The sequence below is a fragment of the Paludibacter propionicigenes WB4 genome, assembly GCF_000183135.1.
Taxonomy (GTDB): domain Bacteria; phylum Bacteroidota; class Bacteroidia; order Bacteroidales; family Paludibacteraceae; genus Paludibacter; species Paludibacter propionicigenes.
Map to the genome: position 1 here is coordinate 1888751 of NC_014734.1, position 16990 is coordinate 1905740.

The 16990-nt window shown below is 39.4% G+C and carries 9 protein-coding genes; all 9 read left to right on the forward strand.

Annotated elements, in window-relative coordinates; all coding sequences use genetic code 11:
• The first annotated feature begins 80 nt into the window (after positions 1-80).
• The 9 genes from ggt to cysK all read left to right on the forward strand — a co-directional run bounded on the left by ggt (position 81) and on the right by cysK (position 16941).
• Positions 81-1778 (forward strand): gamma-glutamyltransferase, encoded by a 1698-nt coding sequence (gene ggt, locus PALPR_RS07985; RefSeq protein WP_013445112.1) that lies wholly within the window; start codon positions 81-83, stop codon positions 1776-1778.
• A gap of 536 nt (positions 1779-2314) precedes the next feature.
• On the forward strand, positions 2315-3241 hold the full coding sequence (locus PALPR_RS07990) for a type 2 periplasmic-binding domain-containing protein (protein WP_013445113.1): 927 nt from the start codon (positions 2315-2317) through the stop codon (positions 3239-3241).
• A 91-nt stretch (positions 3242-3332) separates the two neighbouring features.
• Positions 3333-6470: a SusC/RagA family TonB-linked outer membrane protein gene (locus PALPR_RS07995; RefSeq protein ID WP_013445114.1), complete on the forward strand. Its 3138-nt coding sequence runs from the start codon at positions 3333-3335 to the stop codon at positions 6468-6470.
• A 34-nt stretch (positions 6471-6504) separates the two neighbouring features.
• Entirely contained in the window at positions 6505-8097 is a 1593-nt protein-coding gene (locus PALPR_RS08000; protein WP_013445115.1) for a RagB/SusD family nutrient uptake outer membrane protein, read from the forward strand.
• Between the two features lie 35 nt (positions 8098-8132).
• The gene (locus PALPR_RS08005; protein WP_013445116.1) at positions 8133-10025 is read left to right on the forward strand and encodes an arylsulfatase; all 1893 of its coding nucleotides are present in this window, start codon (positions 8133-8135) and stop codon (positions 10023-10025) included.
• Between the two features lie 164 nt (positions 10026-10189).
• Entirely contained in the window at positions 10190-12061 is a 1872-nt protein-coding gene (locus PALPR_RS08010) for an arylsulfatase (RefSeq protein ID WP_013445117.1), read from the forward strand.
• Between the two features lie 56 nt (positions 12062-12117).
• Positions 12118-14094: an alkyl/aryl-sulfatase gene (locus PALPR_RS08015; protein WP_013445118.1), complete on the forward strand. Its 1977-nt coding sequence runs from the start codon at positions 12118-12120 to the stop codon at positions 14092-14094.
• A 25-nt stretch (positions 14095-14119) separates the two neighbouring features.
• A complete protein-coding gene (locus PALPR_RS08020) occupies positions 14120-15523 on the forward strand; it encodes a DUF1254 domain-containing protein (protein WP_013445119.1) in 1404 nt (467 codons plus the stop codon).
• Between the two features lie 455 nt (positions 15524-15978).
• Positions 15979-16941, forward strand: coding sequence for a cysteine synthase A (cysK, locus tag PALPR_RS08025; protein WP_013445120.1), 963 nt, complete (start codon positions 15979-15981; stop codon positions 16939-16941).
• Positions 16942-16990 lie beyond the last annotated feature (49 nt).

Below are 16990 nucleotides of genomic sequence, written 5' to 3' on the forward strand. Positions count from 1 at the left end.
ACTTGACTTTGAATCTATAACTATATTCTTCTGGTAGTAGTTATAATTACATTACCATTTAAAATTGATAACTTTGCATTATGAACAATCATTTGAAGAAGAAATATAGCTCTATGTATAAGTATTTTACGTTGCTTTTGGCTTTGTGTTTTTCGCTGTCAGCGTTTTCACAAAACTATAAAACCGGAATGGTAGTGTCTGCTCATCCCGAGGCATCTAAAGTGGGAGTTGCTATCTTAAAGCAAGGTGGAAATGCCATTGATGCTGCAGTTGCTGTAGAATTTGCTTTGGCGGTGGTATATCCGAATGCCGGCAATATTGGTGGTGGTGGATTTATGGTTTACCGGGCTTCATCGGGTGCTGTCTCGGCACTTGACTTCAGGGAAACCGCGCCTTCAAAAGCTTCGCGAGATATGTACCTGGATAAAAACGGGAATCCGGTTTCTGATTTAAGTCAGTACGGTTCGTTAGCAGTAGGAATTCCCGGATCGGTGGCCGGTATGGTGGAGGCGCATGCTAAATATGGAAAACTGGCATGGCGAAAACTTATTGAACCAGCCATCCAGCTAGCTTCAGAGGGCTTTCACATTACAGCCATGCAAGCTTCGGAGCTCAATAAACATCACGATGATTTTATTAAATGTAATTCTACCAAAACAGTTTTTGCGAATGAAAAACAATGGAAAGCCGGCGATATATTGAAACAGACTGAACTGGCAAAAACACTGACTTTGATAAAGAATAAAGGACGTAAAGGTTTTTATGAAGGACGTACCGCGAGACTTATTGTGGCAGAAATGAACCGTGGAAATGGAATAGTAACGCTGAATGATTTGAAAAAATATCGGGCTATATGGCGCGAACCGGTTGTCGGAAATTACAAGAATTTTAAAATTATCACTATGCCTCCTTCTTCGAGTGGCGGAATAGCACTTATCAGCTTGATGAAATCTGTTGAACCTTATCCGATTTCAAAATGGGGCTTTCAGAAGGATTCAACCGTGAGGCTAATGGTGGAAGCCGAACGTCGGATTTATGCCGACCGGTCCACTCATCTGGGTGATCCGGACTTCAATCCGATTCATCAAAAAGAGCTGCTCAATGATAAATATATTAAAGACCGTATGAGTTCGGTATCTTTTGACAGAGCCACTCCCAGCCAGGAAGTAAAACCCGGTAACCTGAACGGATATGAAAGTGAGCAAACCACTCATTTTTCGATAGTCGATAAGGATGGTAATGCTGTGTCGATAACCACAACACTCAATGGCTCATACGGTTCGCATGTGGTAGTAGCAGGTGCCGGATTTTTATTGAATAATGAGATGGATGACTTTTCTATAAAAGCAGGATTCCCCAATCAATACGGATTGGTTGGAGGTTTGCTGAACGCTATTGAACCGAATAAACGCATGCTTAGCTCCATGACACCTACTATACTTGAAAAAGATGGAAAATTATTTCTTGTTGTAGGATCGCCTGGAGGCTCAACTATAATTACCACCGTTTTTCAAACAATTCTTAATGTAATTGAATTCGGAATGCCTGTGCAGACAGCTGTTAATGCAGCACGTTTTCATCATCAGTGGTTGCCGGATAAAGTATTTGTTGAAGATAATGCTATACCGCAAAATGTACGTGAACATCTTAGTTCTACAGGATATGAAATTGTGCCCAGAGACAAAATTGGTCGGGTTGATGCTGTGCAAATCACCGCTGATGGTTGGCTGCAAGGTGGCGCCGATTCGAGAGGGGATGATGCTGTTAGTGCTTATTAAGACTAAAAGACTTCTTGCGTCGAATTTTTATATTTGATTTAGAACATGTAACTTTTTTGTTGAATTTTAATTAAAATCGCATTCTTAACTATAAAATACCTAAAATGAGGTATATAGAATGACCTAAAATTGGTATTTGATGTATTGAGGGTGTCATCTATCTTTGCATCGTGAACGAGAAACTTCAGATTCAAACAAAGGTATAGTATATGAGAACAGGTATTTATTATATTAATCAAAACATTCTGTTTGCTTCGAAACAACGAAGTGAACAGCTTCCGGACAGGAACCGGATTCTCTCTATAGTTCAACGAACTTTTTCTTTAGAACCAAATTACACCTCCTCATCTATGCGAATGTGCTGTTGTTGCACTGCGTATTGAATTCTCACATATTCATTAGTTCTCGTTTCTTTTTCCTCTATAATCTACGAGACTAGAAATTTCACAAGTTTATCACATTTCTTTTCACTCTTTTCAGGTCATATATTGGTCTGATTTAGCCATTAATATATTCATTTTTAAAAACTCAGGAATATGAAACCAACTTATTTTTATCAATTGCTTTTCGCTTTATTTATTTCAGCTACTGCTTTTGGGGCAGAAAATAAAGCTAACGAAACTATTACAATTTCAGGAACAAAATTTACGTATCCATTAATCGAAAAATGGATTGCCGAATATACTAAAGTAAACCCAAATGCCAGTATAAAACTTGCTTCAAAAATCTCGGGTGCTGAAGTTGACTTAAGTGTCATTGCACATCAGCCAACCAAGGAAGAACTGGCAGATAATAAGGAAATTATATATACCGGTAGATATGCTTTACTCCCGATAACAAATACTAAAAATCCACTTTTGGCTACAACTGCTAAGAAAGGCTTAAGCAGAAAGGAGATTGACAAGTTGTTTTTTGAGGTAATTGATTACGATGCAGAACCAACAAAAGAGAAGCCTAAATATCAAGCTACAATTTATTCAAGAGAAAATAAGGCTTGTGCATCTACAGCTTTAGCCAATTATTTTGGTCATGTATCTGCGGAAATAAGAGGTAAAAAAGTGTTGGGTGATGATATTTATTTGATTTCAGCAGTTAAGAAAGATTCAATAGGTCTGGCTTATAATAACTTGGGTTATTTGTATGATACTAATTCACGCAAATTGAAAGATGGTATTGCACTGCTTCCACTTGATTTGAAAAAAGAAACAAAAGAAATTCTGACAGGCAACTTGGATTTGGTATTAGATGCCCTTGAGAAAAGTCATATAGAAACTATACCTGTTGAAAAGATTGGATTTATCTACTCACAAGAAACTCCAAAAAAAGAAATTTCAGATTTTCTAAAATGGGTTCTGACCGAAGGGCAAAAATTTAACCATAGCGAAGGATTTCTAAATCTGGATAAACAATCGTTGGCAGAACAAACAAATCTGTTGTCGGAGAAATACCTTACGTTAAAATAAAATATTCACTATTTAAATATACATAAAGCGAGCGTCCCCTTCTCCGTCGGCAAACTGATTGAGGGTACGCCCGCCACAATTCAAAAATTGTATGGCAAAATTACCATTTATTTTTGGGAACGGCAAAACGTTTCTAAATAATTCTTTACGCAAATATGGAGTACTATTCCTGTTTGCTGTTTTAACTACTCTTGCTGCCCGAGCTCAACAAATAGAGGTAAGCGGAAAAATCTTGGAAGAAGGTACAAAACTTCCGGTTATTGGAGCCACAGTCAAAGTTAAAGGGCAACAACTCGGTACAGTTTCAGACGCTACCGGAGAGTTTCGTTTAAAAGTAAGAACGCTCCCTGTAACATTAAATGTTTCAATAGTAGGATATAGGCCTCAGGAAATAGATGTATACGAAGCCGAACCAACTACTATCTATCTTACAGAAGATCAAAACAGATTGAGTACAGTAGTGGTCATTGGCTACGGTACCCAGAAACGTAGTGATTTTACAGGATCGTTATCTTCGATATCCGTTCCGCAAATTAAGGAATCCGGACAAACATCATTTGTGAATGCATTGCAGGGATTAGCTTCCGGTGTTCAGGTAACACAGACTTCCGGTGCACCCGGTGGAGCATCCACCATCAGAATCAGAGGTGGTAATTCTATTACTGGCGGCAATGAGCCTCTTTACGTAATTGATGGTTTCCCTGTGTACAATAATACCAGCGATGCAAATGCCGGAGCACTCAATGGTGGATTGGCAGATGCCGGAACCAGAATTAATCCATTGTCAAGCATTAATCCTGAAGATATTGAATCTATCGATATATTAAAAGATGCATCCTCAACAGCCATTTATGGTTCAAGAGGGGCTAACGGAGTAATTATTATTACTACCAAAAGGGGTAAAACCGGAGTAGGTAAAGTTACTTATACAGGATCGTATGGAGTTCAACAAGTTGCACATAAAATTGACTTGTTAAGCGGTAAAGAGTGGGCTCAGTATAAGAACGATGCTTTAATCAATGCTGGAAAATCTCCGTTGTACACTCAAACTGATATTAATGCCTTAAACGGGACTGACTGGCAGAACGCATTATTAAGAGATGCTTCCATTCAGTCGCACAACATTGGCATCATAGGTGGTACTGATAAAAATAAATATTCGGTGTCTGTAGGATATTTAGATCAACAAGGTATCATCATAAACACCGGATACAAAAGATACAATGCACGTGTTGCGTTGGATAGCAAAGTAAATGAAAAATTTACACTCGGTGTAAACTTCAACAACAGTTATTCAACTTCTGAAATAGCTCCGGATGGAATTCTGAAAAATGCATTATTCTTTTCACCATTGGCCAGTATATATGATAATGCTGGTAACTATACACTTAGCAATCCTTATATCACTACTCAGGGTAATCCGGTTGCTTACCTCAATGAGGCTACCAATATTTCCAAAACAAACCGCCTGTTATCAAGTGGATTTGGAGAATATGAGATTATCAAAGGGCTAAAAGCAAAATTTCTGATTGGTGCCGACCTGATATATAATAAGCAAAACAGTTACATACCTTCCACTATTCTCGATGGTCAGACATACGGAGGTTTAGCATCTGTAGGATTTAAAAGTGTGTCAAATGTATTAAATGAAAATACGATAACTTACAATAAAACCATTGCAAACAAACATAATCTGGAATTTTTGGGTGGTTTTACTCAACAACAATCAGTGGCAGAAGGTGCTGTCGCTCGTTCATCTAAATTTACAAATGATGTAGTAGAATACAACGACCTTGCAAGTGGAGCTACACTTCAAACACCATCAAGTGTCTATTCTAAATGGACATTACTATCGTATTTAGGTCGTGCCACATACAATTACAATCAGAAATATTTTGCCTCTGTAAGCTTCCGTGCTGATGGATCGTCCCGATTGGGACGGAATAATCGCTGGGGTTATTTTCCTTCATTATCATTTGCCTGGCAAGCTGATAAAGAAGTGTTCCTGAATAAGTTCGTAGAAAGTGCTAAAATCAGCAAACTAAAGTTTCGTGCAAGTGCCGGTACTACAGGTAGTCAGGAAATTGCGCCTTATCAATCACTTTCGGTACTCACAGCTTACACTTATCCAACGGCAACAGGAACTTTGATTACTGGTTATTCTTCATCTCAAATTCCAAATCCTGATTTAAAGTGGGAAACAACTAATCAGTACAATGCAGGATTTGATATAGGATTTTTTAAAGATAGAATAAATCTTGTTTTTGATGCATACTACAAAAAAACTAACGATTTACTGTTGGCAGTGGCTGTTCCATTGAGTAGTGGATATACATCTTCGCTTCAGAATATAGGTAGTGTTGGCAATAAAGGATTGGAAGTAACTTTAAATACTGAAAACATCAAAACTAAAAATTTTACATGGACAACTGATATAACGTATTCTATTAATCGTAACAAAGTTCTTTCATTGAACGAAGGTACAAAGCAGATATTTGTTGCAAGTGAGATTCAAACCGGTAATGCCATTATTGTAGGTCAGCCTTTAGGTACTTTTTGGGGATATAAAACCGATGGACTATATCGTAATACGAGCGAAATCCCAACTACTCCACTTATTGCCAATACCAAAGTGGGTGATGTAAAATATCTTGATTTAGGTGGTAACGCAGATGGTTCTCCCGATGGAAAAATCACTCAGGCAGGCGACCAAACTACTATTGGAAATGCACAACCTGATTTTATTTTCGGTTTTACCAATAATTTAAGATACAAAAATTTCGATTTATCAATCTTTTTGAACGGTTCAGTTGGAAATCAGATATATAGCTATTTTTTGCAGCAATTAATGACCCCAACTGGTTATCAAAATGTTATAGGCGGATTTGCTGACCATTATACAGCTGATAACACAAGTGCCAGATATCAGAGACCTAACGAAAATATTACGACAAATGCTGTGTCTGATTTGTATGTCTATAATGCTTCTTATCTTCGGTTAAAATCATTAACATTAGGATATACATTACCAAAAAGTCTGACAAAAAAAATTAAGATAGAAAAACTCAGAATATATGCTACCGGCAATAATTTACTAACAATTACTTCTTATCCTGGCTTTGACCCAGAAGTTAACTTTTACGATTCAAACTCCAGTCGTCAGGGAGTCGATTTTGGATCATATCCTTCTTCAAAAACGTATACAGCAGGTGTAAGTATTACCTTTTGATACAATAATCATAACTAATTAATATGAGATGAAAATGAAAAAAATATATAAACAATTATTGATTATTTCTGTCATTTTAAGTGTAACTGGATTCAGCTCGTGTGTCAATCTTGAGGAAGATGCCCGATCACAAATTACCACAGAAAACTTTTATAAAACAGATAATGATGCTATTGCTGCAGTTCAAAGCATATACTCTGATTTAACTCATAATACTTCTGGTGATCATGCGTCCATATACAATCGTCAACTTGTTCTTGCAGTTGGGATGCTGACCGACGATCATATTGCTGGAGTTGGAGCAACCAATCCTGACGTACGTTCGTTGTGTGCTTTAACAGCTTCGGCCACTAATACCCGTTTTTATGAGCTATGGCGTCAGCATTACGAAGCTATCAACCGTGCTAATTCAGCTATCTCCCGTATTCCGGGGATTACCGGAGGTGATGCAGCGCTAAAAACCAGATTAGTACTCGAAGCCCGTTTTTTGAGAGGTCTTTTATATTACAATCTAGTGCGTTTATGGGGCGAGGTTCCGTTGGTAACGCAGGAAACTACAACGCTTCAGAATCTACAACTTGCTAAAAGTCCCGTAGATGCAGTTTACAAACAGATTATAGATGACTTTACAGCTGCTGCGGATGGACTACCTTTAAGTTATACCGGTGCTGATGGATTCAGAGCTACCAAAGGAGCGGCTCGTGCATTTTTAATTAATGTTTATGTAACTCGTAGAGACTATAATAAAGCACTCGAACAGTATAATATAATTAGTACGACACCCTACTCCTATGGTTTGTTTCCAAGTTATGCTGACAATTTTGTTACTTCCAAAGAGAATACCGTTGAACACATTTTTGATGCGAATTTTATTGCCGACGGTTCAGCCGCCATGTCTGGAAAAGGTAATGTAAACATTCTGAGTATGATTTCTACTTGGATTTACGGATATGAAACTGGTCAGGGTACAGGGTATGGTGCCGATCAACCTTTGGTGACATTGCGCGGAAAATTTAAGGCTAGCGATACCAGAACTAAGATAACATTTAAGGACTCAGTATTTTCTAGTGCTGCAAAGGTAAAGAAAATGTACTACCCGCATTTCTATAAATACTGGGATCCAACTGCTGCTGCCAATCTCGCTAACAATGGAGTAAATGCACCCATCATTCGCTATTCCGAAGTTCTGCTTTTTGCTGCTGAGGCTAAGAACGAACTTTCAGGTCCGGGCGATCCGAATGATGCTAGTTCTGCCTATGCTTTGTTCAACAAAGTTTATAAACGTGCACGACCAACAAGTAGCGGTCTCACTACTGGATTGACCAAAGAGCAATTCCGCGACTCTATTTTCAACGAACGTCAATTGGAGTTTGTATATGAGCAAATTCGCTTTTTCGATTTGATTCGAATAAATGGTTCTGGATCTGCATTGCTGGTAAAAGCATTACAGGCACTACCAACCATAGCTGCTCAGCAGGCTGCTGCCGGTATTCCGGGCGTATCGGCGACAAACGAATGGGTTGTTGCTAAATCGAAAAATGTATCTGAGAAGTTTTTGTTACTTCCAATTCCGGCAACAGAGTTGCTAAATAATAAGAAACTGGTGCAAAATGACGCCTGGAAATAATTTAATTGAGTAATTATTTATAAAAGATATTCAAAATGAAAAGAATTAAACAAGGATTAAATGTATTGACCACGCTGACTGTAGCAGCAAGCGGATCAATTGCTTACACTAATGCGCAAAATGTACAGCCCTATCAGGGTAAAATTGGTCGTACACTGGCCGAATCGAAAGAATGGTGGCCAGAACCTGTAAAGGCTCCCAAAGGTGCACCCAATGTAGTCTGGATTTTACTGGACGATGTGGGATATGGTGCCATCAGCTCATTTGGAGGATTGATTCGGACTCCGACCTTAGATAGTCTGGCAAATAACGGATTGAAATATACCAATTTTCATACCTGCGCTATTAGTGCTCCAACACGCGCAGCTCTACTGACGGGTAGAAATAGCGCCTCAGTTCATGTATCAGGATTCTCACATACGGTTATGTCTGCCGGATTCCCGGGATGGGATGGGAAAATTCCATCTTCTGCAGGAACAATTGCTGAAATTCTACGTGAAAACGGATATAACACTTATGCAGTAGGTAAATATGGAGTTACACCCGATGAAGATGCTACCGATGCAGGTCCTTTTGATCGTTGGCCAACAGGAAAAGGATTCGACCATTTCTTTGGTTTCCTGGGTTCACAAACCGATCAGTATAGTCCCGATCTAGTGGAAGATCAATGGCATGTAACACCTGATGGCCGGCACTTGAGTGAACAGATTACTGATAAAGCCATTAGCTATATCGATCGACAGAAGAAAGCTGCTCCTGATAAACCATTCTTTTTGTATTATGCTCCCGGAGCTGTTCATGCACCACATCAGGTGGATAAATTCTGGAGCGATCAGTATAAAGGCAAATTTGATAAGGGTTGGGATGTATACAGAAAAGAGGTTTTTGACCGTCAGAAAAAGCTTGGTGTGATTCCTGCCAATGCTGTTTTGCCCGATAGGAATCCAAATATTAAGGCATGGGATAAGCTAACGCCGGATGAACAAAAACTCTATACCCGTTTTATCGAAGTTTATGCAGGTTATCTTACTTATACAGATTATCAAATCAGTCGGGTTATTAATCATTTGAAAGAGATAAAACAGCTGGACAATACCTTGGTATTTGTATTGGTTGGCGATAATGGTGCCAGTAAAGAAGGTACTCAGAATGGTGATATTGATCGTACTTTATTATCAAAGGCTCTTACCGAACAGGAGAATATCCAGTATAATCTGAATAAAATAAACGAAATAGGTACTGCAGCAGGCACTGAAACCAACTATCCATTAGGATGGGCTCAGGCTACCAATACACCTTTTCGAAACTGGAAGCAGGATGCAAACAGCGAAGGTGGTACGCACAACCCATTGATTGTGTTTTATCCGAAACAAATTCATGCTAAAGGTGAAATCCGTACGCAGTACAGCCATGTGATTGATATTCTTCCTACTACGCTTGATATTACTGGTGTTAAAGCCCTTGCTGAGATAAAAAGTGTGAAACAAGACAGTATTCAAGGAATTTCGTTGGCATACTCTATCAATGATGCTAAAGCTCAGGCACGTCGTACACAGCAGTACTATTACATTTTTGGAAACCGTTCCATCTACAAAGATGGTTGGAAAGCGTCATTAGCATATCATCCCGATTTTATTGATTTAGGTCAGCCTCAGGCTCAGAATAGTACTTCAGTAACATTCGACGAAAATGCATGGGAGCTTTATAACCTGATTGATGACCCAACAGAGCGTATTGATTTAGCGAAGAAAAATCCTACTAAACTGGCAGAACTGAAAGCTCTCTTTGAGTCCGAAGCTCAATCGCATAATTTATATCCGTTTATTACCTGGGATGACGTTTTGAATGGAAAAATTCATCGTACCAAGAATAGTAAATCATTTATAGAAAGTGCGAAGGATATCACTAAAGCTCGCGAAACGAAATAAATACTTAAGCTCGAATCCCAATAAACAATTATGATGTTTATTGGGATTTACTGTAAACTCATTTTCAGCTTATCCATACAATAATCATTAGTAACCTTTCCTTGAACAGTCATATTTCTTCTTTACTGATTATTTGGCGAAGGGCATATAAAAACTGATTTAAAATGACAAATAATAAATTTCATCTAAAAACAGCCGGAGTCTTGGCTTCATCTATACTTGCCGGAACAGGAATGGTCAGTGCGCAATCCATATCAAAATATGTAGACAAATTTCCGGGAGTTGTTGGCAGAACGCTGAGTGATTCCAAAGAAGCCAGAACTCAAAACCCTAAAGCTCCAGTAGGTTCACCCAATGTACTTTGGATATTGATTGACGATGTAGGTTTTGGAGCCAGTAGCGCTTTTGGCGGGTTAATCAATACGCCGAACCTTGATGAACTTGCAAATAACGGATTACGCTACACAAACTTTCATACCTGTGCTATAAGTGCACCTACAAGAGCATCTCTTCTGACAGGACGTAATAGCTCGACAGCTCACATGGCAGGATTTGGACATGAAAGCCTCTCTGCGGGATTCCCGGCATGGGAAGGACGAATTCCTTCTGAGACAGGAACGATTGCCGAAATACTTCGTGATCGAGGTTATAGCACATTTGCTGTTGGAAAATATGGTTTGACCCCCGATGCTGATACAACAGACGTTGGACCGTTCGATCGCTGGCCTACAGGTAAAGGTTTCGACCACTTCTTCGGCTTTCTGGGTTCTGCTACAGATCAATATAAGCCTGATTTAGTTAATGACAATGAGCACGTGCGCCCTGATGGTCGGCACCTGAATGAGCAAATAACCGATAAGGCCATTGCATACATTACTCGTCAACATCGAGTAGCGCCCGATAAACCTTTCTTCCTTTATTACTCTCCGGGAGCTGTTCATGCGCCGCATCAGGTGGACAAAGAGTGGAGCGATAAATATAAAGGGAAGTTTGATAAGGGTTGGGATTGGTATCGCGAGGAAGTTTTTGCCCGTCAGAAAAAATTGGGTATTATTCCTCTAAATGCAAAATTGCCTGCACGTGATACCCGGTTGAAAGCATGGAGAGATTTGTCGGTTGAGCAACAAAAATTATATGCACGTTTTTTTGAGGTTTATGCGGGGTTCCTTGAGTATACCGATTATGAAATCGGACGATTAATTCAATACCTGCGTAATTCAGGTCTACTGGAGAATACAGCTGTTTTTGCCATTATCGGTGATAACGGAGCAAGTAAGGAAGGTACTTTCAATGGAGTGATTGACAAAGGTGTACTTGCATTTGAAAACGATGGAGAGTTTTTGGATTACAACCTGAAGAATATTGACAAAATAGGAACTCCCAGCACAATTACTTCTGCCAATTATCCGCTGGCTTGGGCTCAGGCAACGAATACTCCATTCCGAAACTGGAAGCAGGATGCTTACAGTGAAGGAGGTACCCGTAATCCACTCATTGTTTATTATCCAAAAGTTGTGACTGAAAAAGGAGGTATCCGAACACAATACGGACATGTAATTGATGTGTTGCCTACAACCCTCGATTTGATTGGCATTCAGTCACCTTCCGAAATCAGAAATATAAAACAGGATTCTATTCATGGAACTTCTTTATTTTATTCGTTGAATGATGCTAAAGCCCCATCAAGACATACGCTTCAGCATTATTATATTTTCGGAGCACGATCTGTTTATAAAGCTGGTTGGAAGGCAGCCGCTCCTCATCATCCTGATTATATCGACTTATACACTTCGCCTAAAGCTCAACAGATAATACCTCGTGACCCAAATCGATTTGATACTGAGAAATGGGAACTTTATAATTTAAATGAGGATTTCAACGAAACTAATGATTTGGCAGCAAAATATCCTGAAAAATTAAAAGAACTGAAGACCCTTTTTGAGGCACAGGCAAAGCGTTATGGATTAGCTCCCTATATCGACTGGGCAGATATTTATGAGAAAAGACTGGAGTTTGAGAAAAACAGAAAAAAATAGTTGAATAATCCACTCAACGGGTCGAATTTATTCGACCTGTTTTATATCCATATAACATGTTGAATACTAAATATATTTTTTTGATCATAGGTATAAGTACTTCTCTGTTTGTTTTTGGACAATCAAAGGTTGCTACAGAATATACTAAAAAAGCCAATGACGCTTTCTATTCTAAGTTGAACTTCAAAGATTCGGCGGACTTTGTAGATGCACGTCGTGGCTTTATTGCCACACTTGACAGTGGAATTATTTACAATCATAAAGGCGAAATAGCTGTAAATGCTAATGAATATAATTTTTTGAAAGATGATGCTCCTGCTACTGTCAACCCCTCTTTGTGGAGACATGCTAAGGTAAATGCAATCAATGGTTTATTTAAAGTGGCTGAAGGTATTTATCAGGTTCGTTCGTTCGATATTGCTGTTATTACATTTGTGCAAACAAACAACGGCTATCTGGTAATCGATCCATGTACTAATGCTGATGCAGCCCGGGCGGCTTATGAGTTGGTAAAAAAGCATGTGGGCGACAAACCTGTGGTGGCAGTTATCAGTACACACAGTCATGCTGATCACTACGGTGGGATTGAAGGAGTTGTAAATTTCGATGATATTAAAAGCGGTAAAGTAAAATACATCGCTCCGGAAGGTTTCTACCACGAAGCCGTGAGTGAAAATATTCTGTTGGGAAATGCCATGATTCGAAGAGCCGGATACCAGTTTGGAGCTTCACTGACTTCAAACGAAAAAGGACGCGTCGATGCTGGTCTGGGAAAATCCTATATAGGTACACGTAGCATTTCAAGTTTGTTGGAACCCAATATTGAAATAAAAAAGACCGGAGAAGTTGTTAATGTAGACGGTCTGGATATTGAGTTCTTGCTGGCACCCAACACCGAAGCACCTGCCGAATTTTATTTCTATATACCTAAATACAAAGCTTTCTGCCCAGCTGAAGATGCCAACCGCACATTTCATAATTTGCTCACTCCCCGTGGGGCAAAAATACGCGATGCACGTGGTTGGGCTGGCTATCTGAATGAAGCTATTGAACGGTTTGGCGATAAAACCGATGTGGTTTTTCTGGTACACGGCTGGCCGCTGGTTGGTCACGATAAGAGTATTGATTTTCTGGAGAAACAGCGGGATTTATATAAATACGTTCACGATCAAACCATACACTTGGCTAATCGTGGGCTGAATATGGAAGAAATAGCAGAAACAATCCAACTCCCTAAAGAACTATCTGGCGAATGGTATAATCGAGATTATTACGGTACGCTGAAACATAACTCCAAAGCTGTTTATCAATATTACCTCGGATGGTGGGATGGCAATCCAGCCAATTACGATAAGCTTCCTGATGTGGAGGCTGCAAAGCATTATGTGGATTTCTTTGGTGGCGAAAAAGCGGCACTCGAAAAAGCCCGCCTCAGTTATGCTAAGGGAGAGTACCGTTGGGTAGCCGAAGTGCTGAAGCATGTAGTATTTGCCAATCCTGCCAACAGGGAAGCACGTAACCTACAAGCTGATGCTTTTGAACAGTTGGCTTATCAGACTGAATCCTCTATCTGGCGAAACTTATATCTGTCGGGAGCAACGGAACTTCGGGCGGATGGCAATGTATCGGACAGGGCTATTCCCGGTGGGGCACTTTCCTCTGCCGGGCAAATCAACAAATTAACTACTGATGCTTTATTCGATTATCTGTCTGTGGCTCTTGATGGCAAAAAAGCAGAAGGTAAAGATATTTCTATCCGGTTTATTTTTCCCGATGTGAAGGAAAATACATTGGTGACAGTTAAGAATGCGGTATTGCACCATAGTACAAACAAAACCGACTTTGAAGCTGAACTAACACTTACCATTCCTAAAAAGGTCTTATTGTCAGGATTCACTGATGCAGAAACCTTGAGAAAAAAGATACAAACAAAAGATGGGGTTAATTATTCAGGAAATATATTTTTGCTGAAAGAGTTTTTTGAACTGATTGAGACTGCCAAGCCGAATTGGAATATTGTAACACCACGATAATGAAAAATAAAAAACAAATAATGAAATGAAGACAAAATTAAATAAACTGATGCTGCTAATAGTTTTTGCAGTCGCAGCAATGAACGGACAGGCGGCTCCAAAGCTGGAAAAAGATTCAGTTTTGAAAATAGCCAAAGAGGCATATATTTACGGTTTACCCTTGATATTAACCGATCTTACCCGAATCGGATCCGGAGTGCCTGTTAATCACTTTCATCATAGTAATCAGTTCCCCGATTTTCGATCACGCTTGGTGGTTCGTCCCAACAACGACACATTTTACTCTTCGGCATTTCTCGATTTGGGTGCAGAACCTGTCGTATTGAGTATTCCCGATTCTAAGGAGCGTTATTTTGTTGTACCTCTGATGGATGCATGGACTAATGTTTTCAAATCTTTTGGAAAACGAACTACGGGAACTAAAGCACAAACCTATGTGATAACCGGTCCTAAGTGGAAGGGTATTTTGCCCGCCGGAATTGAAGAAATAAAATCGCCTACAGATGAAGTGTGGATAATAGGCAGGTATCAGGTAAACAGTCCCGAAGATGGTAAAACCTTTGTGGTACCCATTCAGAATAAACTTACAGTTACTCCACTGAGCAAATGGAGCAATACTACTGCTCCGGCAGTAGCTTCGGTGACTTACTCCATCGAGAGTACAGCTGTAATCGGCGATTTAAAAAGTAAGAAGCTTACTGTAGTGGAAGCTCTGAATAGACTTTCTGTAGAGCAGTATTTCACCTACTTAAACGAATTGTTAGTGAAAAATCCAGGACTTCTTGCAGATAAAAAAGCATTGGTTCGTTTTGCCAAAATAGGTATACTTCCGGGTAAATCCTTTAACCTGAATCAATTCTCCGAAGATACCCGATTGGTTTTAAACTCATTGCCAGTCACATTAGCCGATGAATTGAGTAAAAATCAATCATTCTTTCGTGCTAAAAACGATGAAAAAATCGATTTGACCATTGGTAATTATGGAACTGACTATCTGAAACGCGGACTAATAGCCTATGTGGGTTTGGGAGCTCTTAATCCTGAAGAAGCTGTTTATCGCTCATACAGTGTGGATGCCGATAATCGACCGTTGGAAGGAAAAAATAAATACCTGCTTCATTTTGATGCAGGAAAACTGCCTCCTGCCCGTGCTTTTTGGTCGGTAACACTCTATGATAAAGATGGCTATCTGGTTGATAACCCAATTGACCGTTATGCTATAGGCGACCGTAATGATTTGAAATTTAATTCTGATGGATCGTTAGACTTATACATTCAAAATCAATATCCGGGCGCAGATAAAAAAAGTAACTGGTTACCGGCACCAATAGGTAATTTTAATTTATCCGTTCGTATTTATCTGCCTACCGATGATTTTTTACACAAAGAAGGCTCGTGGGTGAAGCCGCTTCTGAAAAAGCTCCAGTAAAATAACAGATTTTAGTATTTTGAGCCAGACTCTGTTCGTTTGGAAAATAATTATGCATTTTCAGATTGAAACTGAATAATTTTTTGTAGTAATAATTTCGAGGTTGAGCATCGGACGGAAATTGCCGGCAATATCTCGAAGCACTAGCCAGATTGTTCTGGCACAAACTATTCCGGAATTTAAACCAACGAAAGTTCTCTAAGAAAAGATTTATCGTGCTGTAAAATAAGCAATGCTTATAGGTCTGTGAATCAGATTTTTGTGGCAGTAGTGAAGGGGTGGCTTGTAGTCACTCCTTCACTTTTTCAATCCAAGTTTGATATATTTATCTCTTTCTCTTAGAAATTCTATTTTTTGTTGCTTGTAAAATATACCTAAAATAGGGTATTTATTATGCTAATTATGTCCATTAACTTTGTATCATTAAAACGATACTCACTTAAAGATCAGATGAAATGGAAAAAATAGCAAAGCAACTTACCGAATTGATCGGGAACACGCCGTTGTTGGAACTAAGTAATTACGAATTGGGTTACAAACTTGATGCAACTATTGTAGCAAAACTTGAAAGCTTTAATCCTGCCGGAAGTGTAAAAGATCGGATAGCGCTTTCAATGATTGAATATGCTGAACAAAAAGGAATTTTGAATAAAGATTCTGTCATTGTAGAGCCCACCAGTGGTAACACAGGTGTTGGCCTGGCGCTTGTTGCTGCAGCTAAAGGGTATAAGCTCATCATTACACTCCCTGAAACTTTCAGCATCGAGCGTCGTAATCTACTCAAAGCACTTGGAGCCGAATTGGTACTGACTCCCGGATCGCTGGGCATGAAAGGTGCAGTGGAAAAAGCTGAAGAAATAGCTGCTAATACACCGAACTCATTTTTTCCTCAACAATTTGAAAACCCTGCAAACCCTGCAGTTCATAAGCGCGCTACTGCTGAAGAAATCTGGCGCGATACGGCTGGGAAGCTAGATATATTTGTGGCCGGAGTAGGAACCGGTGGAACCGTGAGTGGAATAGGTGAGGTCTTGAAAAAATATAATCCGAATATACAAATAGTAGCCGTGGAACCAGCCGAATCACCATTACTTTCAGGTGGCCTAGCCGGCCCGCACAAAATTCAGGGAATAGGCCCAAACTTCGTTCCGGGCACATTTAATCGTTCCGTAGTTGATGAAATTCTTGCAGTAAAGAGTGATGATGCAATTCTCACTTCTCGTGAACTTGCCCGATTAGAAGGTTTGCTGGTGGGTATTTCGTCAGGAGCAGCAGTTTATGCAGCAACAGTGTTGGCAAGGCGCCCAGAAAACAAAGGAAAACGAATAGTAACAGTTTTACCCGATACAGGTGAACGATATCTTTCCACAGTATTATACGCTTTTGAGGAATATCCTTTAAAGAAAGAATGGCTGTAAAGCCAGTTTTTTGCTAAATATACCTACAAAAAGGTATTAAAAATGACTA